Genomic DNA, 25,734 nt, shown 5'->3' with positions numbered 1-25,734 from the left:
ACCTATTCATACCGTGCTGTCCGCACGGACAGAGGCGGAATTCACTCCGAAACAGCGTTTATTGTCCATCTAAAGGCGGACGTCGCCAGGTTGCGCATCCGGTGAGTTCCATGAAGTCAGTTTCGGGATAACGGATCACCTGCCTGATGCAGTCAGCTACAATGGGCTGCACGCTTCTGTCTACATGTTTCACCGGTTCATGCGTCCCGTAGCCGCGACTAATCAAATACGTGCGTACGAGCTTCGTGGCAAGGCCGGTACCGGGGGCGAGTGAGGTAACAGGTACGTCGGCCTCGATCACACACGGTGTTCCGATCGCGCAGAGGATCTGAGACGTCACTGGGTCGTCCTCATGGGAGTTATAGAGCGCTTCACCGCCCGAATGACGGAAAAAGCGTCCAATGCCATGTTCGCCAGCGCGATGCGGCGGGAAAAAGCAGAACCACAGCCGTCCTGCGCGATTGCTCTCATCAGCCTGATTGGTCCTTGCGAGGCGGTCACCAATGTCGCCCGGAAGTCGGCCCGATTTGACCAGCGCATTGATGCGACGGCGCAGCATCGTATCGTCGGGCAGTTGCATCCCAGATCCGACGATCTGCGCGATCTCTATATCTGTGAGGCGGGTGCAGTGCCAGCCGGTGATCGAATACGGACGAAGGGCATCACCGACGGCGAGAATCGCTCGGTCATGGTCTGGCGGATTCACTTTCGTTGGGGCGATCTGCGAGTCCAGAAGTAATTCGTGGAGACTGTCCAGAAGGGATATCAGCCGAGCCGGCCACGCATCTGGTCGGTCAATTGGCAGTAGCACTTGGGTCATCAACGCTTCTCCATGTCCGTCGTTACCGATACGCCGGGTAGCCGAACACGTACGGTATGCAACGCCACTATGGAACTCCAAATGTATTGCTGGATGCTGGCAACCGCTGCTCATCGGATACGTGTGAGCCTATACGGGACCAGCCGTCACTCATTGAACGTCGAACACAAGGATGACGCCGTGTGGACCGGGGCCTTTCGGTTTTGCGGCCGGGTCGAGCGGTTGTGCGCCTAACGGCACTAGTTGAGAATGAGAGTCCTCCGTTCTCACGGGCCAAACACGAGGAGCTTTCGCTGGTACGACATAGAGTCCGGCATTCGTACTCACTGTCGGATGTCGCTGGGCGACTTCGATGTCTAGTCCCGCATACTGCTTCTGTAGGCTTTGGAGATGTTCGATGTACTCGGCAAGCTTCATGTTTATTTCCTCGTTGAACTGGGACCAATACGGTCTTGAGAATCTGGGCAGAGCTGGTCTACACGACGACAATTTGAGCCAAGCGTCCGATCGCTGCGACAGCCGCCGCTACCGGATCATGCATCACAAGCTGCGATCGCCATCGCACATGATGCGCAACGTCCGCTGGTTTGGTCAGTAATCCCCGACTGGAAACCAGCGATTCAATGGCCAAGGTCTTCGAGATGACAGGGCAGTTCGTAGTACCGCCCCGCGCGAACTTGAGGCTTAGCGCCTGTGCCGCTCGATCATGTTGTTGTCCCCCTTACCGGAAAACAGAAATCAATCTTTCCCACCAGGTACGCGAGACGGGGACGTCTGCTTCCTGGGTTACGTCATGCAACTGCGGAGCCTGCTCGACCTGTGCTGCGGGCGCTGCCGGATTCGATCGTTCCGCGTAATATCTTCTTGTTGCTTGCCGGTCGCGCTCCCGGCCTTCATCTATGGCCCATTGCGGCATCTCGCTATCCCAGCGGACATGCCCGCCCTTGATCCAGTAATGGGATCTACAGGGATAGCTCCAGTTGCCGATGGATGGCTCAAGGCTGACGTTCTCTCCGTCGTAGCGCATTTGCCATCCAACCGGCGACAGCGGTGTGACTACCTCACGGCCACATCCGCAGGCGCACGCATGAGAGGCAGTGGCGAACTCCATCGACAGATAGAGAACACCCTCGTCGAGCCGATCGGGGATGTACTCGACAAACATTGGTTTGAACCCGCTAACCTTCACGATTCGGGCTCCTCGTTTGTCAACTGGTTCAGATTAACGTTGTAGGTTGAGTCGTACTCGTTGCGGTCATCAACGTAGAACTGGCTAAGACGCTTCCATTTCATGACGGCCAGGGTTGCGTTCAGACAGTTCAGGTCGGTGATCTGTATGTTCGAGCCATATATTTCGTCATCGCGGTCCACCTTGGGGATTCGGGCGGACGCAAGCGCACGGGTCGCGGGCGTGCTGGTGGTGATGCGGCAGGTACCCCAGAGCTGGCTTCCGTCTTCTGTGAGGTTAATCCCCATTCCGACATCAATAAACCGCACAGTTTGCCGTTCGAGTTCCCGAACGATAAGTTGCCGAACCTCACCTTTGTCTACGCAGATGAAGACGAAGTCATAGCCCGACAGCTCCGCGACGTTGGTCTCGCTGATCATGACCTCGTGAGGCACGACACCTTTTCGCATGGCCGAATACACTTCAACCCAGTACGCAACCTTACTGAGCCGGCGATTGAGCATTTCGCGCGATGCAGCGCCAGGCGATCTGAACGCATTGTGTTGCCGATACGGATCTCCATCGTAAAGGTGGATTTCCTTGGCGTGCGTTTTCGCCACCAGGTCAAGTACATACGCACCGGTCCCACCGAGCCCGACTATCGCGATGCGCTGGTGCTTCAGGCGTGCGGCGATCGCTTGGATGCCGGCACGACTCGATGCGGTGTCTTCGTAAAGAAAAACGGACTCATCCTCAGCGGAGTCGACCGTTTTCCATGTCCGCGCGTCCACAGTCGGGTCAAGGGCTCTCGCCTGGTTTGAAATGACGTTGGCGTAGGTCGTTACCTTCTCGTAGTAATTCTCGTACGCGCCGGATTTCGGCTTGTTCGAGAAGTAGTGGTTCGCGACAAGGTTGTCGGCCAACTGGTAGGTTTTCGTTCCGTTCTTGATCTGGACAAGTTCAGATCCGTCAGGGTTGCACGGATGCTCCCCAACGAAATAGATTTGATGCGTGTTGGGGCGATCGAGAACGTCAGGAGACGCCATATTCATTTCCGACACGAGAACCCCAAGGCACACTTCACGCCTCGAATTTACGTACGGTATGGAATGAACAAGCAGGTAGCCTGATCTGATTTCCAGTTCATATCCTTCGTCGCGCAGGCGACGCAGGTCCTGATTAAGAGCGATCAGTCGGAGTGACATAGAACACCATATTTTCTTTGATCTTCACGTGCTGCCCATCGACCATCGAGCCCTCGGGATTCGCGTGCGGACCGCGAGCATAGTTGATCGTATAGATGATGTTCTCGCTCTTCACCGCGTCGGGAAACGCGAGCCTCACGACCTCCCAGTACGACAGGCGACGTCGGAATACCTCCTTGCGCTTGCCATTCACGACGATGGTCAGCCCGGTGTGTCGGGTGATGAAGCGCTCAACACCGGGTGCTGCAAGGTCGGCAAAACAGTCGTCCTCAATCAACGCTTCAGTCCCGTCCGTACCCAGTTGCCACGCATCGTGATCTGACATGTCAACGCCTGCGAGGTGCTTGAGGGTGGCGCCTGAAATCTGCGATGCGCCCCAGTCGAATGCACGCTCATCCAGCAGGAACCGGAAGGTGCGATCACTCCGAAACACGACAAACCTGTCCACAGCGTCCAGGCGCAAATCCAACGCCGAATCAGGGCGGATCTCTTCCGTCACGCCACTTCGCGTAATCCTGAAGAGGAGGTGCTGCTCGACGGGAAATGCCTCGGCCGCTTCGAGGATTGCGTTGCCGGTCACGACCGGCTCAGCAAGAACGACCTTCTTGAAGTCGAATCCTTGCATCCCGATCCGCACATGATAAGGGCCATGGTCGCGGATCGTGCGGCCTGCCGCCAGCGCATCCTGCAGATCTTCAATCGTTATGTTCATTCTGTTCTCCCTGATTCGAGCAACCGGCCACCCGGTAGCTTGATACTGATTATATAGCTAAATTTTAGCTAGTCAATAGCTTTGACATGGCTATTTTTTGGACCTAAAATTGTGGAAACAGTAAGGAGAAAGACATGGCCACATCAAAAAAGACTATGACCCTAAATCTCACCGATGCTGAGATGAGTGCGCTCGAGGAGCTTTGCGAAAAGAAGGATCTGAGCAAAACGGCGGTCCTTCGGCAGGCGCTGCGGCTTTATCAGGCTGTCGAAGTACGGGCTGAGCGAGGCGACAAGTTTTTTTTCGAGGATGAGAAAACCAAGGAAAAGGCAGAAGTTGTGATGCTATGAGCCAATTCCCGGTATACCTAGTTGATGTCGCTTCGGACGCGGCCGTTGAGGCAAGCCTGATCGAGGGCATTTCCGATTCCAACGTTAGCGACTGGGAAGATGCCTGGATGCCCGCGCTCGCGAGAGCGCTTCAGCAGCTAAAGGAGAAGGGTGTCGACAGGCGATTCTGGCCACAGAACCGGCATTGGGACTGGCGCAGAAAAGCTGAGGCCTTCAAAGGCCTGCTTGCGGCTCCATCTTTCAGCATCGTGTGCCAGGGGATGACCCAGGGCCTGATGATTGTCGAAACCCTGGAATCCTGCCGGTTGCCGCATCAGAAGGGCAAGCCGCTCGTTTATATCCAGTACCTCGAAACGGCGCCATGGAATCGCCCTGGCCTCTCCGCTGAACATCCACGTCTGAAAGGCGTGGGAACGCTACTAGTCCGCGCGGCTATCGAGCTTAGCCGTAGTGAAGGATTTGGCGGACGAATTGGACTTCACTCGCTGCCGCAGGCCAACGCTTGGTACGCAAACGTATGCGGTATGTCGGACCTGGGAATTGATTCCGCCAAGGAGAACCTCCGCTATTTTGAGATGACGCCTGAACAGGCGGAGGCGTTCATCGCCAAAGGAGTCTAGTCATGAAATTTGAAGTAACGAAAGAGTGGTGCCTGAAAATGGCGAGGCTTGAGCACGAGAATGGAACAGACGTCGAGATCGGTGCTGGCCTGTTTGCCGCAGACCCATCCACACAGCGTCCGGAGTATGCGATGGAGGAATCCGCCGATCCCAGGATAGCTTTTGGCAGATTTGTCAGACTCATGAGAAGGGGACGACAGCAGACGCTCGAGAAACTCGCGGAAGCTGCCGACATCGACGTCACCGAACTCGTAGAAATTGAGGAAGATTCACACTACAGACCGGAGCCGCGCACTGTCTTCCAGTTGGCAAGCTATTTCGCGATTCCCAGTTCGAAGTTGATGCAGTTGGCCGGTCTATCGCAACAGCGCGATAGCCATCTTGCCAATGAAGCAATACGGTTCGCGGCTCGATCCGAGAAGGTCACTGACCTGAATGAAACCGAGCGCTCCGCCCTGGAGGCGTTCGTCGCGGTACTCAGCGAGCAGAAGTAAACATAACTGCATGAGGCAACTATGGCCAGGAATCTGATTCTTTCTGCCAGGACTTCAAATGACATCGACAGTCGAGTTGAACGGGTGCTCCGGGGCCTCGGCAACCCTGAGCCTCCGTTGCGGCTTGAAGATGTTCGTGAGCTCCTCAAGTTAGATCTGGCTTTCTACACCTCGGACGATCCTGGTCTGGCTCGGGAAGCCATCAGCCGAATCCGCGTCGCGGCCGTGCAGGTATACCGCCGGCCCGCGCTGATTCTCGATGCAGTGAAGAAATTTTCTCTGAAAGCACTTTACCTGCCTGATCGTAAGCGGATCATGCTAGACAGTGCGGTACCACTGCTCAAGCACCGATGGAATGAAGCTCACGAAATTGGCCACAGTCTCATTCCCTGGCATCAGGACATGATGCATGGCGATAACGAGAACACGGTCTCGAGAGACTGCGCCGAACAGATTGAAACCGAGGCTAATTTCGCGGCCGGTCGGCTACTTTTCCTTCGGGACCGGTTTGTGAACGAAGCCCGCTCCTCGCCGGCGTGTCTTCAATCAATAATCGATCTCAAAAATACGTATGGGAATACGCTTTCAACGACCCTCTATCGCTTCGTCGAGAGCGTCGGACAGGAAACTCCCGTAGTGGGCCTCATGACCTGCCACCCGCATGTGGATCGTCGCCCGATCAATTTTGATCCAGCAAGTCCATGCCGCCATCTGATTCAGTCGCACGCTTTTCACGCAAGATTTTCCAGAATCACTGAAGTGGAGCTGTTCAACGCAGTGAGCAGCTATTGCGGACGACAGAAGGGCGGCCTGCTTGGCGAACGAGAGCTCATCTTGACGGATGACAATGGAGATTCGCACCGGTTTTTCTTCGAGACATTTTTCAATCGCTACGACGCTTTGACGTTGGGCGTCTATCTCGGCGCGGAAGCACTTATGGTTCCTGTGAGCGCGTGACCCTCATTGAACGCGGGCAATCCGGTGCCGAACACCGTTTCGATTGTCGGAATGAACTCTGACTCGGCAGCGGAACTCTCAGGCAAGGAGAAGCCAATTTCAACGTAGGGACTAGCGGCTGACAGTTCGGCATTCGCTGCTTGAAAGGCGAAGCACATCAGAAATTCACAGTCGTGCGCTCACGCTGCCACACCGAAGTCGATTCCCAAAAGCTGCCATTTGTCGTCCTCCGTGAGAAGGGGTAACAGAAGTCGACGTGCCTGCGCATCGAAGTAGTCAGGACTCTGAACGATCTTTATCGCCTTCTCGACGCCTAGACAACAATTGGGTCGAAAACCAGATCCGCCCATGGGCTATCGGAAGGGCCAACTGGTTGTTCGCCGGCTCGCTACGAGCAGGCCAACGTGCTGCCGCCATCATGAGCCTGATACGCTCGGCCCAACTCAACGGCCACGACCCGCACGCCTATCTGAAGGACATCCTCACGCGGCTGCCGACCCACAAGGCCAGCGACATCTCGGCATTGCTGCCGCATCGCTGGCGTCCGCCTGTGATAGTCAATTAGCGCAATCCGTCAAGGCGGGTTTGCTGCGCGCTTACGTAGGAAACACGCGCCAGCGCCTCGTTCAATTGCGGATAACTCCGCGGCAGTCGGTGCACGCTGCATCGATTCTGGATGGCCGACTGTCACATGAGGTGGGGCGCACAGCGTGCGGGCCGAGTAGAGGTGTCGCGAAGAATACTTGCACAGTGAAAGTGCCCCACTTGCTGGTCGCGCCACGGGAGGATCACGACGCTGGCACGTCGCCGAAGCTTTCCGACACAAATTTACGCAGCTGCGACTGATCGGTAAGGGCATATGCTGCCGTGGTTTGCACGGATGAGTGACCGGCGAGCGCTTGCGCCACGGGCAGTGGCACCTGATGGCTCACAACAAGGTGATGCACGTACGAGTGTCGCAGCCAGTGGGTTGACGCGGCCATGAGGGCGAACCGTCCGGCGATGTCGTTGGCTGGAAGCTGGCCTGCGATCTCCTCGAAAGCCAGCTTCACCTCGCGATATAGTCCGCTTCGTCCCAGCCCGTGTCCTCGTGTGGTGTGGATGAGAGGCATGTCTTCGATCGGAGACGGAGCGGGCGGTAGTCCCCGCGACTCGCGGTAACGCATGATGCAGCTGACACATTGAGCAGGAAGGGGAATGCGTCTCACGCGTTGACCTTTCCCCTTCACCTCGAGTGTCCATCCTGTCCGGTCTGTATGAAGCAGTGGATAGCCGTCTTCCCACGCAAGCTCGGCCAGTCTGACACCTGTATAACGGTAGAGGCCAAGGATGGTTGCCTGGCGGTTCCGTTTTGCGTTGGCCGGCGGGGCGCTAAGCCACGCGCTAATCCATGCATCGCACGCTTCAGTGGCACTGTCTGGCAGAAAGCGCTTCGGCTCGAACGTGGGTCGTTCGCCCTTGGTACTCCCGAGTTCCAGTGCGGGGTTCACCGTTATATAGCCCGTTTTCGCCCAGTACTGGTAAAGACTTTTAACGACCGCCATGGCGCGCGCGCAGCTTGCTGCTCCAAGCGGGTGGGCGGTAGCGTGAGCTGAAATATGAGGCAGCGTATCACGGAATGCGATCAAGTGTTCGCGGGTGAGACCTGATAACGGTCCGAGATCGGCACACTGGCACCACGCGATCAGCCGTTTCAGCTCTGTCACGTACGCGCGCCGGGTATGCAAAGACCGGCCGGTACGGTCAACGAGGAATGCACGGAGTGCCGTCGCGTCGTTCGTCGAGCTCAGGGTATTTGTGCTGGGGTCCGCGTTGAAGAACCTGCCCGTTCTCGCCAACCACCTTTCATCATGGGAGGAACCGGTTATAGCAACTGCATGGCCGTCGCCCTTCGGGATCGGGTGATTGTCTGCTGAACGTTTCGTTGCATCCGGGTGCGTCAGGCGAAACCGGACGGTGAGGGTGCGTAACAGCTGTTCCAGCACCTGTCCCGAGGTGGGCGCCTGCTCGCTTGTCATCACCACGATGGTGCCAGCGTGCCAGAACTGCACGGCTTCGAGCGAATCGAGCAGCAGATTGAACACTGCCGGCTGGGCACTCTTCGCGGCGGTCATCGACGGATAACGACGTGCCAGCGTTGCCGGTGTCCATCGTTCATAGACAGGGACACCCAGCGCCGCGGACACATACTCGATCGCGTCGTCGATTCGGTCTGGCAGTCGCCGCGGCGGTGCGACCATCGCGTCGATCCACGCGGAAGGCATCATGATGCAACCTTTCAAACAGTGAACGGGCGGCCTGACTACCGGACCGGGGAATCCGCATCGCGCTGGCCCGCGAGTTCGCTCCTGAGTTTTTGCCGGTCGGCCTGGAGTTCCTCAATGATTTGCTTCTGGCTTTCAATCACTTGCGATGCTCTCGTCAACCCTCCTTCGAGGGCTGCCTTTTCAGACACCATCCCCTGCCGCAGCGTGTCGGTCTCAAGCCTGAGTTGCCTGCCGAGGCCGTCAAATTGCAGTCGGAGTGCATCAACGCGCTCCTGGTAAGCGCGGTGTGCCTCATCGCGCTGGGACTTCATCTCATCGAGCCGATCCGCCATAGTCCGTGCATTGCGATTTGCTGCTTCCAGCTGCGTCTCGGTTTCCGCGAGTCGGGCACGCAGTTCGCCAACCGTTTCGTCACGGGTGGAAAGATCCTGACGCAGATCATCCAGTTCCACCTTCAGCAGATCCACCCTCGCGCGGGCATTGTCGCGCTCGGTCTCGGCGTTCTCCACGGATTCGGCCGCCGCCTGCTGGATTTTAAGTATCTCGTGGGTCTGCGCATCCAGTGCCGCAGTCCATAACCCTCGCATCAGGTCAGAGACGTGTGGCGGAATGTCCGGCACGCGCAGGTGCGCCCGGCCCGCTGCGACGAGTTCAACTTCAATCTCGTTTATCGTCCGCCCTAACGCTGTGGTGTCACCGCCCCCGAGCCTCGCCCTGACTCGTCGGACCGAGACGTGACGGCGGAACTCTTCCGTTGACGCAGGCGCGGGTTGACCAGCTTCGGCCAGCAAAGCGATTACGGTCGCACGAACGGCTTCGGGGGAATTGGACGGAGCGCGGCTCATAAAACTGATTATGGCCCGAAAACGGATTTTAATGTGATTCGCGGTTATTCCAATACATACAGGACGTACTGATTGGGATAAATGTCCGGGATAGAGCGCTGGAGAAATGATAACTTTAATTATCGTGCGAAATGAGGCGGTATTTTTCGCGCTCGCCGTGCCGACGTGGCGTGCCCGGCAGTGGAGCTATTGCAGTCATTTTATTTGCACCTTTAACTAAATAAAAACGGCTCACAGTATCCAGGAACACGCATGTTCGCAATCGAACATGACGGTTGCGCGTATAGGCAATATAAACAAAATACCACAGGCGATGTTTTTAATACAAACAGTATTCCGCCAGACGGCTCTGGAAACCCCATCTGGAAGCAATATTGATGTTTCCGGGTCTCTTTAGGAATCCGGCTTCGAGCCGAAAAGACGTTTTACGTTCCCGTGTTATCCGGCCAGCAGCGCACGAACTGAAAGCGGCCACCGATGACGTCGATCAACTGTCAGCATTACGGGGCATGCCGTGATTCCCGGGCAGGCGACCTATGATTGTTCATGGCAGTGCGCGCGCGACTGTGGTTACTCTCGGGACTGGATGTCAAGGTGCGGGAGGTCGATCGGTAGCGACGCACTTGATTGAACAGCGCGCGGGAGGCGTACAAGTAAGGTCAGCGGACAGCCGATGGAAGCGCCTGGTGGCCATTTAGCCGTGAGTCGGCGGATCGCAACAAATGGAATTTTCGGGAACGCCCGCAGAACAGGGGCGAAAGTCCGTTCACGGCTCCGTGTCAATTGAGCCCCGAAGGCGCGATGGGTTGATAACGTAACCGTCATCCCTGCATGCAGGCTGGCTGTAAATGCTCTGGCTTCCGACGGTTGGGGCCTGGTGCGTATGGGCTGCTATTGCAGGACGCGTCAAGGCGCGTAAAAGATGGCGAACGCAAACGCGTTGACCAGGATGACAGTATCCAGTCGTCGCCAATCAGAACTGTGTGGCAAATTCGCTGCATCGATTGCAGGTGTCTGAATGTTCAGTCAACTGGAACTAGCTGAGTATCTGGCAGGCCATTCGATGCCGCCCGCCATGCGCGAGCTGGTTGAAAAGATCCGGCGCGGTCAGTCAGACTTCAACCCGTTCAATCATCAGGGTACCCGAACGGTCGTGACGATTCGTTCCGCAAAAATGCAGCAGGGCGTCACCGTACAGAGTCGGACGTTGCACGCCAGTGCGGCCATGTGGTACGAATTTGACGAAAAGATTCAGGAGTACTATGCAAATGCGCATTCTTTCACTGCAATTACTGAGCGGGAGGATGGGAGTGTCGCAAACAAGTCGCAGCACTGGTTCGATTTTCTGATACTGGGAGATGGTGCGCCCCGCTTCGAGGACTGGAAAGAGGAGACGCTACTCTTCCAGATGCAGAAAAAAGACGACGATCGATGGAAAAAGGTGAGCCGCTTCTGGCGGGATGAATCCGATCGCTGGCATGACCGCGCGTGCGAGCAATATTGCGGGTCACTTGGAATTGCGCATCGACTAAGGACAAACCGGGAGATTCCACGACGGTTTCTCGAGAACATCCGTTATCTGCGGGATTTTTACGATCCAAGAACACCCATTCTCTCGTCGGATACGGCAGAGCGGCTAAGGCAATGCGTAGAGAAGGGGCCGGTCACTTACGATGACATGATCAAGCATGAGGGATTCGAAGCGGATGTTCTGCTGTCGGCGATCGCGCAGGGCGTGCTGTTCGTTGATCTGAATAACGACAGTATCGGTAATCCCGCCGATCTGCTGATGCACCGCGATGCTGACCTTGCCGAGGCCGATCGGCTCATTCGTCGGGGCGGCCTCCTGTGTGAGCCGTTGCCCGTTCCTGGGCTTGCTGCATGCCCGATCGGCACCCGACTGCAATATGGAGGAGAGGAGTGGACCGTTATTCTGGGCTCGACAGGACCGGACGCGGAGGTGCTTCTCACTTCGGGCGCGGGAGGGAGAATGACCCTCCCCACGGAGACCGCAAGGCAGTTGCTGGCCGAGCGCGCAACGGATGAAGAGCGCGTTGCGCTCCTTAACAACGAGAAACGGCGCGCCATTGCATCCCTAAGCAGGACGGAGCTCAAGGAAGGAATAAAGAAATATAAGGCGGTGGTCCTGAACGAAGGGGCCGACCAGTACTCCGATGCGACTCTGGGCAGGGCCAGGCAGGCAATACGCGATTGCACCTTTGTACAGGATGTCCTGCTCGAGCTCGCGCCGCATCACGCAGAAAAAGGCAACCGGTTGCCCCGGCTTTCACCACTCGTCGAGTTGCTTGCAAAGACGACGATTGAGACCGTTCATAACACGGCATCGGCCGGCAATGCCAAGAAGACTTACGACAGCTACTGCGAGGAATGCATTAAACAGAATGTCGTGCCCATGTCTTATCCCACACTGTGCCAGCGGGTCAAGGCATACGAGGACCCAGATGCCCGGTTCGGCAAACGTGTTGCGTACCGGGACGGGGCGATTCCCTTGATACTGGATGCACGGGAGCCGGTGGACGGCGTGGCGCCCCACGAGGTCTGCTACATCGACCACACCGAACCTAATCTCTTTACGAAGGGTCCTGACGGACAGGACTGGGGAAAGCTCTGGCTCTCTGCGGCAGTGGACGGTAACGTAACCTGTGCGCGTGCGTTCTATCTCTCATATCGTCCACCATCTGCGCTGTCGGTGCTCATGACACTGCGCGACTATGTGCGCCGCTGGAGGCGCCTGCCGCGGATTGTGGTTCTCGATGGCGGCGCCGACTTGCGTTCGCACGCGGTTGCGCAGTTCTTCAAGCTCCATAACATTGATGTGCGTTATCGCGCAACTGGTCGACCGCGAGGCGGCAAAGACATTGAGCGGCTATTCGGTCTGACTGAGGAAGAATTCCTGTCCGGCCTGGAAGGCTGTTCGATCCAGTTGAAGGAAGCTCGTACCGTCACAAGGTCAGTTGATCCCACGCGCCGCGCTGTCTGGACGTTTCCTCAGCTGTACCGCTCGACGGACTCCTTTCTTTTCGACTTCAGGTATCGCCGGCACGTTCATCCGGCGCTGGGGATGACGCAGTGTGACTACGAGCAGGCCAGACTCGAACAGACGGGCCGACGGGATCATATCCGGGTTGAATTCGACGAGAATCTGCTTCTGCTCACGGCGCCTTCGCCACCACGCAGCGAGCACAAGGTTCACGCGCAACGGGGTGTGTGGGAGAGCGGCATGTTTTATTGGCATCCGGAATTTGCAAAGATCGGCGGGAAGCAGTGTCCGGTCCGATACGAGCCGTGGCTGGCCAACGTCATCTATGTCTATATTGGTCACTGCTGGGTGACGGCCCTCGCGCGTGATCTCGACCCCTACTGGGGGCGAACGCGCTACGAAGTGGAGTACGCGAAGCGCGTGGAGCGGAATTTCAACCGCCTTGCTGCAGAGCGTGACCGCCATACGACATCACGGGCGGTGCGTCTTGGGCAGGTAAGAACCCCTATCAGCTTTGACGAGACCACTGCAAAGAAGCAGAAGAGCGAATCAGAACTTTATAAGGCGCTCGGGATGGGAACTGCAAGAGCCATTGATCTTGGCACGGTACCGCGTCGGGAACCGGCTTGCAGTCCAGCCGCTGGGCCTGGTTCCTCAGTCGACATGGCGTCCGATGCGGCGATCGCGCGAACTGATGGAGAAGCGGCTGCCGAACTCGCCACGCTGTCTGATCCGAACACTTCCGAATGGAGCGAGCCAGATGAAGCTGGACTTCTCTAGAACAACACGCGGGATCACGTACGAAGAGAGGCTGATGTATAGCAGGCTGAGTCGTGAGCAGGTCCTCGCGCTCGCCGATACGGAGAAAGTTCGCTACTTTTATTCGCTGAGAGTAAAGCATCGTCTTCGTGACGGTACAGAAAAGAAGCTGACGGATCTGTTGGGGCCGTGCACCGATACCGGAATAATTACACTTTTCGGGCCAACCGGAGGGGGCAAGACCGCGCTCGCCGAGACAGTTGGTTCCCGGATGTGCTCGACTGAGCCTGGTCACCGGCCATATATTTATGTGAGAGCGCCCGCTTTTGGTGCCGCAAAAGTATCCTGGGGTGGTTTTTTTAGGAAAGTCCTGGAGGCCGGTCGTGAACCGATGATTGACGCGAAGCGCTCATGGAGCGTCCGGGACAATCGGCTGATCGGCTCGAATGGTCGGGCTGACCTCCCGGCGTTGCAAACTGCGGTATGCAATATGCTGGACAATCGTGACACGCGGCTACTCGTCGTTGACGAGATTCTTCATATGCTGCGATATGGTGATCACGATAAAGCCCTAGACTCGGTGAAGGACCTGTCGGACGCCGTCTCGTCCCAGATTCTGTTGATCGGGCCTTATGAGCTGTTCGGCATGGTGGACAACTATGGCCAGGTGGTGCGACGAGGCGATATGGTTTATCTCGGCCGGTACCGGAATGATCGACCGGATAAGGTTCAGAATAAAGCCGACGCCGAGGAGTACAAGAAAATTATAACAAAACTGATGGAGCGCTGGCCGTTGGAGCAGGTGCCGCAATTTGAACTGGTAGCAGATGACCTGTTGACAGCGACTTTGGGCATCGTCGGATTGCTCAAGGAGTTTCTGACCCGATGTCTGATTAGCCAGCTTGAGAACGCGGGAAAATGGAAGGAAGGTTTCATAGCACTTGCACTCAAGAAGAAACATTCGATCGAAAAGATCCGGAAAGAAGTCGAGGACGGTGAAGCCATGCTGATAAGAGAAAATTTCGATGAGTCCGCCATTGATCCGGATCGTATTGCGGAAATGGAAAAGCTCGTGGCGGGAGGGTGAGTTGAACACAGATACGACGCAGTCTGCCGTCTCCGAAGACTTGCGCTCCAGTCTAACGCCGGCACGAGAACCAGTTCCGGTGTTTTATGGGCTTCTTCCAATGGGGATAGGGACGGGAGATTGTGAAGGTCTGGTGAGTTACCTTTGCAGGTTGGCTCTGGCGCATTGCGTTAGCGTCGATGATCTGGTCAACATGGGACTAGCGCGGTATTCCACAAACGATTTCAAAATCTGGCGTCATTTCTCGACGTGGATGAAAGATCGCGCGGTGGATGTCTTTACGAAGCAACGCACGCTGGCACTCCGGGACGCCCTCGTCGGAGCGACTGGAATTCAGGCGGTCGGTCGGCTTTCGCTAGCCTCACTTGATGGTGTCATAGATTTGGCGGGCATGTCTTCCCTCCGTCTTCGTCACTGTCCGCTGTGCTACGGTACTGCAGAGTTTGCGCAACTGCACCGTCCCCTTCTTTGGGATTTGAAAGCAGTCAGTTGCTGTCCGGTTCACGCGGTGCGACTGGTTCATTCTGAATGCGGACGGGAGATACCCCAACGCCGCCCGAGGTGGCATAGAGTTCACATGCCAGGTGTCTGTACCGAGTGTGGTGCGATTGCCTACGCTTGCCGGGCCGCATCCCCCGTAGGCGCGTCGCTCGCAGAACAGTGGGTGGCGCGTCAGTCAGAGATGCTCATTTCAGCAGTCTCGGGTGGCGAGAGGTTCGACGCACCGTTGGCTCCTGAGCGCATCCGGGAGCTCGCGACCCAGATAGGCGATGGCTTTCCATTTCGCGCAGCTGCAGTATGCGGGTTCAATAAAGCCAGGCTATACGATTGGATTCACGGAGTCAGGCCGATCAAGTACGCTCCACTGCTCGCGCTTTGCGCGGCACGCGGTGTAAATGTCGTTGATGTGTTGCGAAACCCGCCGCAGTGCTCGGAAGGGGCAGACTTTCGCTATAAGCCTCACGCGCGCCGAACCCGGATCACTTCTCTTGATGAGTTGCGCGAAAAGATAAAATTTGCGCTCGCTGTCCTGCAAGATCCATCCGTGGCGGCTGTCGCGGCTTATATCGATTGCGACCGTTCAACCATTTCGAAACGCTTGCCGAAGGAGGCGGCGATGATCACAGCGCGTTGGCGTTCGACAAGAAGCATTAGTACGGCCGCGCGCAGACTTGAAGCAGAAGCATCGATTGAGTCCGTGGCCCAGAATCTCAAGAATGCAGGCAAACCGGTTACGGTACGCAATGTGTGGCTTGAGTCGGGCATTTGTGTGAGTCGCGGCTCACGCTTTGAAGATCCTTTCAGGCGCGAGCAGGAGGCGCAAAATGATTAGCTTGGTTAGCCGCGGCGTTGGTACGGCACAAAGACGACGAGGCCGAAGTGCAGCGATTGAACCGACGAGGAAATGACGGGCTAGTCGTTCACATTGCCCGAATTTCTTCGATCACCATTTTCAAACGGCGTGATCACCGATTTGCTTCTAGAACGCGAGGTCCACATTTCTCGACGTTCTCGAGTCTTACGATACGTAATAGTTAGCTGACGACGTTATTTAAGGTACGTACTGTGGAAAATCAGGTAGATGTGCAGACCACGGGAACCATTCTTTATCCACTGAAGCCTATTGGTCTTGGTTCGTGGGATTGCGAAAGCGTTGCAAGCTTCATGCGTCGCCTCGCGTTCCAGCACTGCCTGAGTTACCGGAGATTAAAATCCTACCTTTCCGATATTTACCCGAATCGTCGCGGATCTGGCCATAAATATGATAGTTCAGAGAACATAGCAGAAGCGCTCATGTTAGCAGTTGGCTGCGACGGTCTGCGTAAGTGTGCACTACTACCATTTCGGAATAACTTCACTTTAATGATCGGAGGGATAGATGGCGCTGGGCGCTATTGCCCTGCGTGTATTGAGGAATCTCCATTTCCAGCTGCTTGGGGCCGGGTACTTTGGGATATTCCCATAGTTGACGCGTGTCCATCACACGGGCTCGACCTGGTGTCCCACTCATGTCTTACCCCGAGGCGGTGTGGTTCTGCAAGCGCACCGAATCTATTCGGTGTATGTCCAAGCTGTGGCTCGGTTTCGTATAGGTGTTCACAGCCTTCTGCAAGACGGGCAACCGGGGATAGACTGATAATCGCCGCGCAGATGGCCGAACTGGTTGAGGCGGTATCGGGTGGCAAGGAGTTTGATCGCGGCGTCACTGCCGAGGCCGTCTTGTGCCACCTCGCGGAAGAGTTCGGCAGCGTGTTGGAGGCATCCCGGTTTTTTAGAATGGATGTAAATCAGTTGTATCAGATGGGCGCCCGACCAAAGATCCCCGTCGATTTGCTGATGACGATATGTGTGGCAACAGGCGCGAATCTGGTACACCTGATTGACGGAAAAATTGAACGCGCTTACCAACCGTCCGATTCTATCCCCAAGGCACGCCGCACGAAGATCCGCAATGCTGAGCTCGCTCTGGCATTTCAAGAGGTAGCTGGCGAGATGCCCGGAATGTCTTTACGTGAACTCGCACGATCGTTGCGCATCACTTCAAGGAGGCTAGAAGTGATACTCCCGGACTTGGCGGCAACCATAAGAGAGGAAGAATCTAAAAAGGTCATTGAAATGGCTGGCAGGCGTCGCGCGCGTAGGCAACGGCTCGTCCACAGGCTGCATGAGATCAAGAGAGAAGTTGAGGCAACCGGCGGCAGACTTACATTGAGGCTTGCTCGCTCGAAAACAGGAGACGGGTTCTGGACCGGCACAGATAGCAGTCGCATACTCAAACTGGTAATGCGAGGTAAACTTTAGTTTGGGTCAGCTCATACTCAACCCATAGCTTTGTGCGCACGTTTTCCGTTCGCCTCAACATTTGGCGTGGGGAGATTAAAGCATAAGTTCGCTAGTATTTGCAATAAAGCATAAGGCCGTTCTACTGCTCAACTTATGCTTAATTTGTCACCCGCGCACACACCGAAACCCCGCATACACATACTGATAATGCGCTTGAAACCAGTTTCGAAACGCGGGTCTCAACATGCATTGCGCGGTGCGTGGCGAACCACCCTTCAATACGTAATGCTGCCCATCGAAGAAATTCGCTGAGTATCCCAGGTAGAACGGAAACGGCTCGAACCCCGGCAACGCATCGAACAACGTCGAGGTCCATTCCCAGCCGTTGCCGAACTGACCTTCCACCCCGAATGCGCTGATGTTGTCGGGATGCGCATCCACGGCCTGCGGATCCCAGCTGCGAAAATCGAAGTTGCCTGATGCTGCGTGCGGGGCGCCGTGCGCGGCGCGCTGCCACTGCGCTTCGGTTGGCAATGCTTTGCCGGCCCAGCGGGCGTACGCACTGGCTTCCGCGTGGCTGACGTAGACCGGCCAGTCGAGCGGCAAGGGGATCTCTTCGAACATGGTGCGCAGCATCCACTCGCCGTCACCGTCGCGTTGCGACCAGCCGGCGGGGTGGCTGATGCCCTCGCTCTCCTTCCAGACCCAGTCCTTGTCTTTCCACCAGGCCCGCTGGTGGTATCCACCGGCAAGCAGGAACTCGCGGAAGGCGCCGTTCGTCACCATGTAGCGGTCAATCTCGAAGGTGGGCACGTCGACGCGCAGTTCTCCGAACTCGTTGTCCCAGCCGAAGCGGCCGCTGTCGCGCGGCATGCCGAGCAGCGTCGAACCAGCCGGCACCTGGACCATGGCCGCTTCTTCCGGCCCGAAGGTGCGACGCTCGGAACTCGTCGCCGCCTGGCCGTCTTCGCGGCCAGGTGCGCCTACCTTCCACGCAAGCGGCAACTGATGCAGCATGTAGGCGAGCGTCTCGGCATGCATCAGACGATGCTCGATGGCCACGTTCAGCAGCTGCGCGGCCGTGGCATCCTGGGCGTCATCCGCCTCGAGGTCGCCGTCGATGTTCAAGGCCGCCAGTTCACGGTCGATCTGTTCGCGTGCCTGCTGGCCGTAGCCGCGCACGGCCTCCAACGACGGCCAGTCGTCGGGCACGTCGGTCGGCAGGCCGCCGTCGACCGGGTCGATGCCGAAGGCAAACAACTGGTCGAGCGAAGCATTGAAAGCGGGCAACGTGCACAGACGCTGATCGAACAGATTCCGGTCGAACGCCTCGAGATGGCCGATGTAGAACACGACCCGGTGACGCTCGCGGATCGGCCGTTCGTACAGGTACTCGGGTTTGACGATGGAGAAGAGGGCGTCTGTGATCTGACGCGCGTCGATCAGGCGCTGGACTAGCGGATGATGCGGGGTGGGGTCACGATTCATGTCGCCGGGTCTCCTGGATGGGGGACAGTTTGAAGACTGTACCCCAGTCGCAGGAGACGTGCCAAGGCGGAGCCACGGGGGAGACGGACGGTGGCGGAACCGAAGCGTCCGGGGACAGGCGCGGCGCGCGGGGCCGCGCCGTGTGACACCTCGCGGCTTACACGTGCCGCAGTCCGTCCAGATCGACGATACGGATGAACTTGCCTTGCGTGTCGATCAGACCGCGCTTTTGAAATCTTGACAGGGTGCGGCTCACGGTTTCCAGCGTGGTGCCGAGATAGCTGCCCATGTCCTCGCGCGTCATGCGCAGGTTGAATTCCGCGGACGAATATCCGCGTTTTGCGTTGCGTTCCGATACATCGAGCAGGAACGCGGCGACCCGTTCGTCGGCGGACAGCGAGCCGAGCACCATCATTTGCGCGGCCTCGCGGACGATCTGCTCGCCCATCAGCTTGTGCAGACGCTCCTGCATGGAGCCGATGTCGCGGCACAGACGCTTGAGCTTGACGTACGGAATGATGCACACGGTGCTGTCTTCCAGCGCGGTTGCGCTGCAGGCGTGCCGGTCTTCGCTGATGCCGTCGAAGCCGAGTGCCTCGCCGGCAAGGCGCAGGCCCGTGACCTGCTCGCGGCCGTCGCGGTAAGCCAGGGTGGTTTTCAGCGAGCCGGAGCGCACCGCGTACAGATTGCCGAACGCGTCGCCGGAGCGGTATAGCGTCTCGCCGCGCTGGACCGGGCGCGCGCTGCAGATGAGCGCTTCGAGCTTCGGCAGTTCGTCCGGGGAGAGACCTTGCGGCATGCAGAGCGGCCGCATCGCGCAGTTCGAGCAGCGCGCGATGCTGCGGGGTACCGGCAGGCTGGTGGAGGGGCGGCGGCGACGGGCTGGAGGCCGAACTACGGCGGTGGGCGTAAGCATGGTGTACGACCGTTTGTAAGGGAATTAATCCATTGTCCCACCGTGGTTATCCACCGTTTCGCGGCAAAATGACGCGTCAAGCCGATGCGGCGTCGTGCTCCTGTCCTGCCGCCGAAGGCACCAGCAGCACGGGTAGCGCAGCCTGACGCACGCAGCGTTCGGCAACGCTGCCGAGGAATAGCCGCTGAACGCCCCGGCGCCCGTGCGTGCCCATGACGAGCAGATCGGCGTTGAACGCGGCGGCGGCCTTCAGCACCACGGTGGCGACATCGTCGACCGCCGTGGCCTCGGCGACCGCCACCTCGCCGGAAACGCCTTTTTCGCGCATCGCCTGGGTAAATTCTGCGCCCAGTTCCTTGCCCTGTTCGATCAGCCGGTTACGCAGGATAGACGGGTCATAGCCGGGCGCCTCGAAATACATTGGCGTGTTTTCGACGACGTAGAACGGCTGGAGTACCGCGCCCATGGAACCCGCCAGGTTCAGCGCAGATTCAAATGCGCGGCGCGAGGTATTGCTGCCGTCGACCGCTACGAGGATACGTTTGTACATGTTGGACTCCGCGTGGAAAGGGTTCGGGACCGGCTGCGCCTGTTGCCGCCTGATTGCCGGTTTCAGCTTAGATCATGTGCGGGATTGTGTTTTTTTGTCGGGATGTAAATCAAACACTTGGCAAATTTCCGCAGGTAGGGTCATATAGGCGGAACGCCGTCCGGTGAGCCTTTGCGGCGGGCGTGCAGTCCATCTAACCAATCTTTGAGCAGGCAATCCACCCTGTTTGCCTTACAATTGTGGCCTATTCTGACAAGCTGAAACCTTCATCGATGATGAACGAGCGCAAATCGACGGGCCTGCCCGACAAGATCTACGGCGACATCCTCAATCGCATACTCGAAGGCGAGTACAAGGAAGGCGAGCGGCTGCCCACCGAACACGCGCTGGCCGAGCGCTTCGAGACCTCGCGGCCCACGGTACGCGAGGCGTTGGCCCGTCTGCGTGCCGACGGCATCATCGTGACGCGGCACGGCTCCGGCACTACGGTCGCGCGTCGCCCCGATCCGGACGTGCGCCGCTTTGCGCCGCTCGAAACGCTCTCCGATATCCGTCGCTGCTACGAATTTCGCATTGTCACAGAGGGCGGGGCCGCCGAACTCGCCGCGGAAAAAGCTGAAGTGGACGACATCGACGCGATCCAGTTCGCGTGGGACGAACTGGAGCGCATCGTCGAAACCCAAGGGATCGGCGCGAAGGATGACTTCTCGTTTCACCTGGCGGTTGCGCGGGCGTCGAAGAATCCATTCTTCATTACCGTGATGTCCTTTATCGAAGAGCAGATCGTGTTCAGCATGAACCTGTCGCGCAACCTGTCGCTGGTGAAGACGGTCGAGCGGCAGCGGCTGGTGCAGGCCGAGCATCTCGCGGTGCTCGAAGCAATCCGCCGCAAGGACGGCCCCGGAGCCGGCCGGGCGATGCGCGCGCACCTCGAAAATGCGCTCGAGCGGATGTTCGGTTCCTGAGTTATCCCAGTCTCTGCGGGCCGCGTCGAACGCGGCCCGTTTTTTTTGAACGGTCCGGCCTCGTGTCTGGCTCCCTCATGCTCCTTTACGCGCTACGCCGCGTCGTGCCGAAGTGAATCTTCCCCGCCCCCTGCCTTTCCGTGACGCGCTGCTGGCAATGCTCGGCATCGCCCTCGTCAACATGCTGGTCGCCCTCGACCAGACCGTGGTCAGCACCGCGCTACCGTCGATCGTCTCCGAGTTGCGCGGTTTCGAGTTTTACGCGTGGATCGCGAGTGCCTACCTGCTGGCGTCCGTGGTGACGGTGCCGGTGTTCGGGCGCCTTGGCGACTATTTCGGCCGCAAGCGCTTTGTGATCGCAGCGGTGATCGTCTTCACGGTCGCCTCGCTTCTGTGCGGCGTGGCGCCCACCATGCCGTTCCTCGTGGTGGCGCGCGGCCTGCAAGGCGTAGGCGGCGGGATGATGGTCGGCACCGCGTTCGCCTCGATTCCCGATCTGTTCCCCGACGCCCGCGCGCGGGTGCGCTGGCAGGTCATCATGGCGGCGGCTTACGGCATCGGCACGGCGGCGGGGCCGTCGCTCGGCGGTTGGCTGAGTCAGCAGTTCGGCTGGCGTTCTACCTTCCTCGTCAATCTGCCTGTCGGTGCGCTTGCGCTGTATTTCATCTGGGCGCATCTGCCGAATTACCGGCGTGCCGTGACCGGCGAGGTGCGTATCGACTGGAGCGGGGCGGTACTGGTGGCGCTCGTGCTGGGCGGCCTGCAGACGTTTATCGAGGCGGTGCCCAAGTCGGGGCTGACAACGGCCAATCTGCTGCTGGCGGCGTTCGTCGTGCTTGGCACCGGCGCGCTGCTGGTTTGCGAGCGCCGGGCGACGCACCCCATCATTCCGCTCGACCTGTTCAGGGACACCCAGCTCGTGACGCTGTTCACCCTCTCGCTGCTGTCCGGTTTCGTGATGTTTTCGCTGATTTTCTTCGCGCCGTTGCTGCTGCAGGGCGGCTTTGGGCTGACTCCGCAGGAGGCCGGACTGCTTGCGACGCCGATCGCCGCCTGCATCGCGCTCGGCAGTCTGATCAACACGCGGATTGTGATTCATTTGCCGAAGCCGACGCTGATCCTCTCGATCGGTTTCATGCTGCTGGTGATCGCTTCGGTCGGGATCGCACTGGCGACGCCGGCCACACCGCATCTTTATCTCGAACTGGCGATGGGCGCGGTCGGCATCGGACTCGGCTTCATTCTCAACAATCTGAACGTCTTCGGCCAGGAGATCGCGGGCCGCGAGCGCTTCGGCATCACGACGGCGTTGTTGCAGTCGAGCCGGATGGTGGGCGGCATGCTGGGTACCAGCATCGTCGCCACGATCATCAACCGCCGCTACGAGACGGGCGTCGCGGACGCGTTGCAGGTGCTCGGCGAACCGGTGGCCTCCACCTGGTTGCCAAAGTTGTCTGACCCGCGGATCCTGATCGATCCAAGCCTGCGCGATACCTTGCTCGGCGAGCTGGGGCGGGCGGGTCTCGCGGGTCCGGCGCTAGTGGAAGCGGCACGCCATGTGCTGGTTCAGTCCATCCATATCGGCGTGGTGCTCACGGGCGTTGCCGCGCTGGTGGCGGCTTTTGTGGTCCGCCGGATCTCGAATATCACGTTCAGACGCAGCGCCAATTAAGTCACATTTTTACCGTTTTTCAAACACCATAATCAGTTATCCGGAAATAATTCCTGATTTCCTGTGTTTATCGGCTCGTCCGTAGGGCATAAAAAACGCGTGAAAAACGGTATGCATGTTGGGTCGGATTTGCACCTACCTACCTGGATAGGTGTGTCCTTTTTCAGGGTCCATCAAAATTCAGACGAATAATGGTTAATCCACCTGAGAGACTCAAAAAATGGAATTACTCGAAAATCATTGGAAAGCACCCGTCACCATTCAAAACCGGGCCGTTGACGTTGCAGAAGAGACTCCGGCCACCGCAGTGGATCGGCATCTCATCATTGCTTACAGGAAAATGAAAAAGGAAAGCCAGCGCCGTTTCTGGGCGCGCTTTGGCGTGACGCAGTCGCGCGGCAGCCGGTTCGAATCGGGCGCGGAAATTCCGCCGCCGGTTTCAATCCTGCTGGGGCTTTACTTCCTGAAAACGGTTTCCGACAGCGATTTAGGGCGTGCCGAACGCGTGATTTACAGCCGCGACGCCGCTGCGCTGCTTAGCCCGGGTCAATAAGACCGAGTTGAGCGGCAATCACGGCCGCCGCGCGCCGTGAGTTCACCCCGAATTTCGCCCTGATATTCTTTACGTGGAAGTTCACTGCAGCTTCCGAGCAACTAAGAATATGTGAGATTTCCCAGGTGGATTTACCGCGCGCGGTCCAGTTCAGGCATTCCCGTTCACGTGGCGTCAATTGCGGCAGGACACTTTTCGCATGCGAGTTGAGATGCCGGCGGCTGGTGTCGATTACCAGATCGCGCAGCAGGACGAGATTGGGCAGCACGCCGTCGATGTGAGTCCAGAACGTGTCGGTCCCGTGGAAGTTGTTGGCGACGCACAGCATGCCGGCTTCCTGATTGGGTCCATGAATCGGCAACGACACACCGGAGCGCAGGCCGTGCGAGCAGGCGAGTTCGTAAAGCGCCCGCTGATCCCGTGTGGCAAAGAGTTCGGGTGACCAGACCAGCGGCGTTGCGCGGGTGAGGCAGTGGCTGACGACGGGATCGATGTGCATGTATCCCTGCTCTTCATAACTGCGGCGCCAGCTTTGCGAATAGGTGCTGCGCACATATGCATCTTCCAGACGCATGCCGGGCCGCGGCAGCATTGCAATCAGAACCCGGTCGAAACCCCAGCCGCCTGCAATAGTGGTAATCGCGTTGAACCACGTTGCTTCGTCCGGAGCGTCCACGAGTGGCGACATTTGCTCAGTAAAATGTAGCGACACTTTCGATTCCTCAATCACAGCGGCCCAGCTGCGGGCTTCGCCGGCGCGAACTCGCGACCGGCATGATAATGGGCAGCAATCTATCACCGTTTATTACTGAGCGGCTCGAAAAACGAAGTCCGGACCCATATTCCGGACTTTCAGAATCTCTCCGCGCGGCGGATAAACCAATACTATCTTCGCTCGGCGAAAATTTGCCCGGACTGGTTACCGCTTGTAAGACCAATGCACCGGCTGCTGCGGATTCCTCAAAAAATTGTCAAATCGCCCGGCTGAAAACGATTTCCGGACGATTTAACAATTGCCCCGGGCCGGTTTTTGCGCGCGGAACAGCATCATAGTTTCAAACACTTGATATCGGCAATAATCTTCAAAAATTTAGCTGCCAGGGTTGAATGGGTTGTCCGGCGTGCCGGAATTCTGTTCAAATCGCCCAACGGTTAATGGCCGGGTACTTATAAAAACCAGGCCCAAAAATAGAGTGCCTATTCGAGCGATAAAACTGCGCGAAAGATTATGTTCTGCCCGTTTGACCGTTTTCTGGTTTGTTCCGCCTGACCGATTCCGGTGCCGCCTGGCCATCGACGCTTATCCAGCGTGAACTAACGAATCTTGATTGGTCCGCGACGACCCTCGGTTTAAATGTTGTCATACGAAATTTAGGTCACTGATTCGGCCCACGGAAAAAATCTCTGACAGCACCGACAGGCCGGCTTAAAGACCAGAATCGAAAGGTTGCTTTCGTCACCGTGCGTGCACGCTTGCGCGAGCACATCCTCCGAGCGTCTCGCAAATGTTGTTTGACAACCTTGCGGACCCGGTGCTACCTTGGCATCAATTCTTCGATACTGTGCTGAGGCGCCATGAAAATCTCCCCCATCCTCGATAGCGAGTTTGCCGCCACCGTGATGGCCGTGCCGCCGCTGGCCCGCCGCGCCGATTATTCGCTCGACGCCGCCGAAAACCAGAAGCTGATCCGGCACATCGAAGCCGGCGGCGTGCGCACCTTGCTGTATGGCGGCAACGCCAACCTGTATCACGTGGCCGTGAGCGAATACCGCGAACTGCTCGACATGCTCGCGGAAAGCGCGGGTCCGGACACCCGGGTGATTCCGGCCATCGGCGCCGACTACGGCAAGATGCTCGACCAGGCCCGCATCCTCGCGCAGACCTCGTATCGCACGGCGATGGTCCTGCCGCTCGCCGGCTTTACCACTTCCGAAGGCGTCGAAACCGGTCTCAAGCGGATCGTCGACGCCGCGGGAATCCCGCTCACGCTCTACGTCAAAAGCGAAAACTACGTGGACGTCGACACGCTCGCGCGCCTCGTCGACAGCGGCACGCTGATCGCGGTCAAGTACGCCATCGTGCGTGAGAACCCGGCCGACGACGTGTATCTGCGCCGTCTGCTCGAAAGCGTGCCAGCCGCTAAACTGGTGTCCGGCATGGGCGAGCGTCCGGCGCTGGTGCATCTGCGTGAATTCGGTCTCGCCGCATGGACCACCGGCTCCGGCTGCATCGCCTCGCATGCCGTCATGGCGTTGCTGCGTGCCATCAAGGCCGGCCAGATGGACGAGGCCCAACGCCTTTATGACGCTTTCATGCCGCTCGAAACCTTGCGCGACGATATTTCGCTGATCCGCGTGCTGCACGACGCCGTGACTTTCTCGAAAATCGCGGACATGGGACCGATGCTGCCGCTGTTGAGTTCGAGCCCAGTGGGGCATCATGCGAGTATCGACAGCGCGACACAGGCGCTGCTCGCTTTCGAACGCCAATTTGCGGAAACCTCCGCGGCACGTTAAGGGA

Annotated in this window: 22 protein-coding genes and 3 pseudogenes; 15 read left to right on the top strand and 10 right to left on the bottom strand. The window is 58.0% G+C overall.

What is annotated here, in order from left to right; all coding sequences use genetic code 11:
* Positions 1–58: 58 nt before the first annotated feature.
* The 4 genes from P3T20_RS24380 to P3T20_RS24365 all read right to left on the bottom strand — a co-directional run bounded on the left by P3T20_RS24380 (position 59) and on the right by P3T20_RS24365 (position 3,905).
* Positions 59–820, bottom strand: a complete 762-nt coding sequence (locus P3T20_RS24380) for a hypothetical protein (protein ID WP_143787666.1) — start codon at positions 818–820, stop codon at positions 59–61.
* Positions 821–1,541: 721 nt separating this feature from the next.
* A complete protein-coding gene (locus P3T20_RS24375; protein WP_074267616.1) occupies positions 1,542–2,009 on the bottom strand; it encodes a DUF6527 family protein in 468 nt (155 codons plus the stop codon).
* Complete coding sequence (locus P3T20_RS24370) at positions 2,006–3,193, bottom strand: ThiF family adenylyltransferase (RefSeq protein ID WP_074267617.1); 1,188 nt, start codon at positions 3,191–3,193, stop codon at positions 2,006–2,008. Before P3T20_RS24370 ends, P3T20_RS24375 begins: the two co-directional genes overlap by 4 nt.
* The gene (locus P3T20_RS24365) at positions 3,168–3,905 is read right to left on the bottom strand and encodes a multiubiquitin domain-containing protein (RefSeq protein ID WP_074267618.1); all 738 of its coding nucleotides are present in this window, start codon (positions 3,903–3,905) and stop codon (positions 3,168–3,170) included. The genes P3T20_RS24370 and P3T20_RS24365 overlap by 26 nt, the downstream gene beginning before the upstream one ends.
* Before the next feature lie 134 nt (positions 3,906–4,039).
* Between P3T20_RS24365 and P3T20_RS24360 the strand changes: the two genes are divergently transcribed.
* From P3T20_RS24360 to P3T20_RS24340, 5 genes and pseudogenes are all read left to right on the top strand, one after another.
* Positions 4,040–4,255: a ribbon-helix-helix protein, CopG family gene (locus P3T20_RS24360; RefSeq protein ID WP_074267619.1), complete on the top strand. Its 216-nt coding sequence runs from the start codon at positions 4,040–4,042 to the stop codon at positions 4,253–4,255.
* Positions 4,252–4,875, top strand: coding sequence for a GNAT family N-acetyltransferase (locus P3T20_RS24355; protein WP_074296331.1), 624 nt, complete (start codon positions 4,252–4,254; stop codon positions 4,873–4,875). The genes P3T20_RS24360 and P3T20_RS24355 overlap by 4 nt, the downstream gene beginning before the upstream one ends.
* A gap of 2 nt (positions 4,876–4,877) precedes the next feature.
* The gene (locus P3T20_RS24350) at positions 4,878–5,369 is read left to right on the top strand and encodes a helix-turn-helix domain-containing protein (protein WP_074267621.1); all 492 of its coding nucleotides are present in this window, start codon (positions 4,878–4,880) and stop codon (positions 5,367–5,369) included.
* A gap of 21 nt (positions 5,370–5,390) precedes the next feature.
* Positions 5,391–6,326 carry an ImmA/IrrE family metallo-endopeptidase gene (locus P3T20_RS24345; RefSeq protein ID WP_074267622.1) on the top strand — a complete coding sequence of 312 codons (936 nt, stop codon included), beginning with the start codon at positions 5,391–5,393 and terminating at the stop codon, positions 6,324–6,326.
* A gap of 313 nt (positions 6,327–6,639) precedes the next feature.
* Positions 6,640–6,891: pseudogene (locus tag P3T20_RS24340) on the top strand (transposase domain-containing protein); the annotation flags it as partial.
* Positions 6,892–7,114: 223 nt separating this feature from the next.
* On the opposite strand, the gene P3T20_RS24335 reads toward P3T20_RS24340, so the two are convergent.
* Positions 7,115–8,566, bottom strand: a complete 1,452-nt coding sequence (locus P3T20_RS24335) for a tyrosine-type recombinase/integrase (RefSeq protein WP_167379442.1) — start codon at positions 8,564–8,566, stop codon at positions 7,115–7,117.
* 62 nt (positions 8,567–8,628) lie between these two features.
* Entirely contained in the window at positions 8,629–9,438 is an 810-nt protein-coding gene (locus P3T20_RS24330) for a DNA-binding protein (RefSeq protein ID WP_074267624.1), read from the bottom strand.
* 1,018 nt (positions 9,439–10,456) lie between these two features.
* Between P3T20_RS24330 and P3T20_RS24325 the strand changes: the two genes are divergently transcribed.
* The 6 genes and pseudogenes from P3T20_RS24325 to P3T20_RS24300 all read left to right on the top strand — a co-directional run bounded on the left by P3T20_RS24325 (position 10,457) and on the right by P3T20_RS24300 (position 17,087).
* Positions 10,457–13,219 carry an integrase catalytic domain-containing protein gene (locus P3T20_RS24325; protein ID WP_429288108.1) on the top strand — a complete coding sequence of 921 codons (2,763 nt, stop codon included), beginning with the start codon at positions 10,457–10,459 and terminating at the stop codon, positions 13,217–13,219.
* Complete coding sequence (locus tag P3T20_RS24320; protein WP_429288107.1) at positions 13,200–14,285, top strand: ATP-binding protein; 1,086 nt, start codon at positions 13,200–13,202, stop codon at positions 14,283–14,285. Before P3T20_RS24325 ends, P3T20_RS24320 begins: the two co-directional genes overlap by 20 nt.
* Positions 14,224–14,790 (top strand): annotated as a pseudogene (locus P3T20_RS24315) (TniQ family protein); the annotation flags it as partial. The gene P3T20_RS24320 and the pseudogene P3T20_RS24315, both read left to right, overlap by 62 nt.
* Before the next feature lie 177 nt (positions 14,791–14,967).
* The gene (locus tag P3T20_RS24310) at positions 14,968–15,618 is read left to right on the top strand and encodes a hypothetical protein (RefSeq protein ID WP_429288140.1); all 651 of its coding nucleotides are present in this window, start codon (positions 14,968–14,970) and stop codon (positions 15,616–15,618) included.
* 233 nt (positions 15,619–15,851) lie between these two features.
* Positions 15,852–16,271: pseudogene (locus P3T20_RS24305) on the top strand (TniQ family protein); the annotation flags it as partial.
* Positions 16,272–16,436: 165 nt separating this feature from the next.
* On the top strand, positions 16,437–17,087 hold the full coding sequence (locus P3T20_RS24300) for a hypothetical protein (protein ID WP_429288139.1): 651 nt from the start codon (positions 16,437–16,439) through the stop codon (positions 17,085–17,087).
* Positions 17,088–17,234: 147 nt separating this feature from the next.
* On the opposite strand, the gene P3T20_RS24295 is transcribed toward P3T20_RS24300, so the two are convergent.
* The 3 genes from P3T20_RS24295 to P3T20_RS24285 form a co-directional block, all read right to left on the bottom strand.
* On the bottom strand, positions 17,235–18,557 hold the full coding sequence (locus tag P3T20_RS24295; RefSeq protein ID WP_429288106.1) for an SUMF1/EgtB/PvdO family nonheme iron enzyme: 1,323 nt from the start codon (positions 18,555–18,557) through the stop codon (positions 17,235–17,237).
* A gap of 157 nt (positions 18,558–18,714) precedes the next feature.
* Positions 18,715–19,473 carry a fumarate/nitrate reduction transcriptional regulator Fnr gene (gene fnr, locus P3T20_RS24290; protein WP_074267630.1) on the bottom strand — a complete coding sequence of 253 codons (759 nt, stop codon included), beginning with the start codon at positions 19,471–19,473 and terminating at the stop codon, positions 18,715–18,717.
* A gap of 76 nt (positions 19,474–19,549) precedes the next feature.
* Complete coding sequence (locus P3T20_RS24285) at positions 19,550–20,023, bottom strand: universal stress protein (protein ID WP_074267631.1); 474 nt, start codon at positions 20,021–20,023, stop codon at positions 19,550–19,552.
* A gap of 275 nt (positions 20,024–20,298) precedes the next feature.
* Between P3T20_RS24285 and P3T20_RS24280 the strand changes: the two genes are divergently transcribed.
* From P3T20_RS24280 to P3T20_RS24270, 3 genes are all read left to right on the top strand, one after another.
* On the top strand, positions 20,299–20,988 hold the full coding sequence (locus tag P3T20_RS24280; RefSeq protein ID WP_074269329.1) for a FadR/GntR family transcriptional regulator: 690 nt from the start codon (positions 20,299–20,301) through the stop codon (positions 20,986–20,988).
* A gap of 157 nt (positions 20,989–21,145) precedes the next feature.
* Positions 21,146–22,660 carry an MFS transporter gene (locus tag P3T20_RS24275; RefSeq protein ID WP_429288135.1) on the top strand — a complete coding sequence of 505 codons (1,515 nt, stop codon included), beginning with the start codon at positions 21,146–21,148 and terminating at the stop codon, positions 22,658–22,660.
* A gap of 220 nt (positions 22,661–22,880) precedes the next feature.
* Positions 22,881–23,213 (top strand): hypothetical protein, encoded by a 333-nt coding sequence (locus P3T20_RS24270; protein ID WP_074267633.1) that lies wholly within the window; start codon positions 22,881–22,883, stop codon positions 23,211–23,213.
* Here the strand turns inward: P3T20_RS24270 and P3T20_RS24265 are convergent.
* On the bottom strand, positions 23,197–23,901 hold the full coding sequence (locus P3T20_RS24265; protein ID WP_074267634.1) for a helix-turn-helix transcriptional regulator: 705 nt from the start codon (positions 23,899–23,901) through the stop codon (positions 23,197–23,199). The genes P3T20_RS24270 and P3T20_RS24265 overlap by 17 nt on opposite strands.
* 887 nt (positions 23,902–24,788) lie before the next feature.
* Here P3T20_RS24265 and P3T20_RS24260 point away from each other — a divergent pair.
* Positions 24,789–25,730, top strand: coding sequence for a dihydrodipicolinate synthase family protein (locus tag P3T20_RS24260; protein WP_429288105.1), 942 nt, complete (start codon positions 24,789–24,791; stop codon positions 25,728–25,730).
* Positions 25,731–25,734: the final 4 nt, after the last annotated feature.

The organism is Paraburkholderia sp. GAS206C (assembly GCF_050435645.1).
In the GTDB taxonomy this organism is placed as follows: domain Bacteria; phylum Pseudomonadota; class Gammaproteobacteria; order Burkholderiales; family Burkholderiaceae; genus Paraburkholderia; species Paraburkholderia phenazinium_B.
Note: the sequence above shows the minus strand (reverse complement) of the source record. Positions and strands in the feature narration are given on the sequence as shown.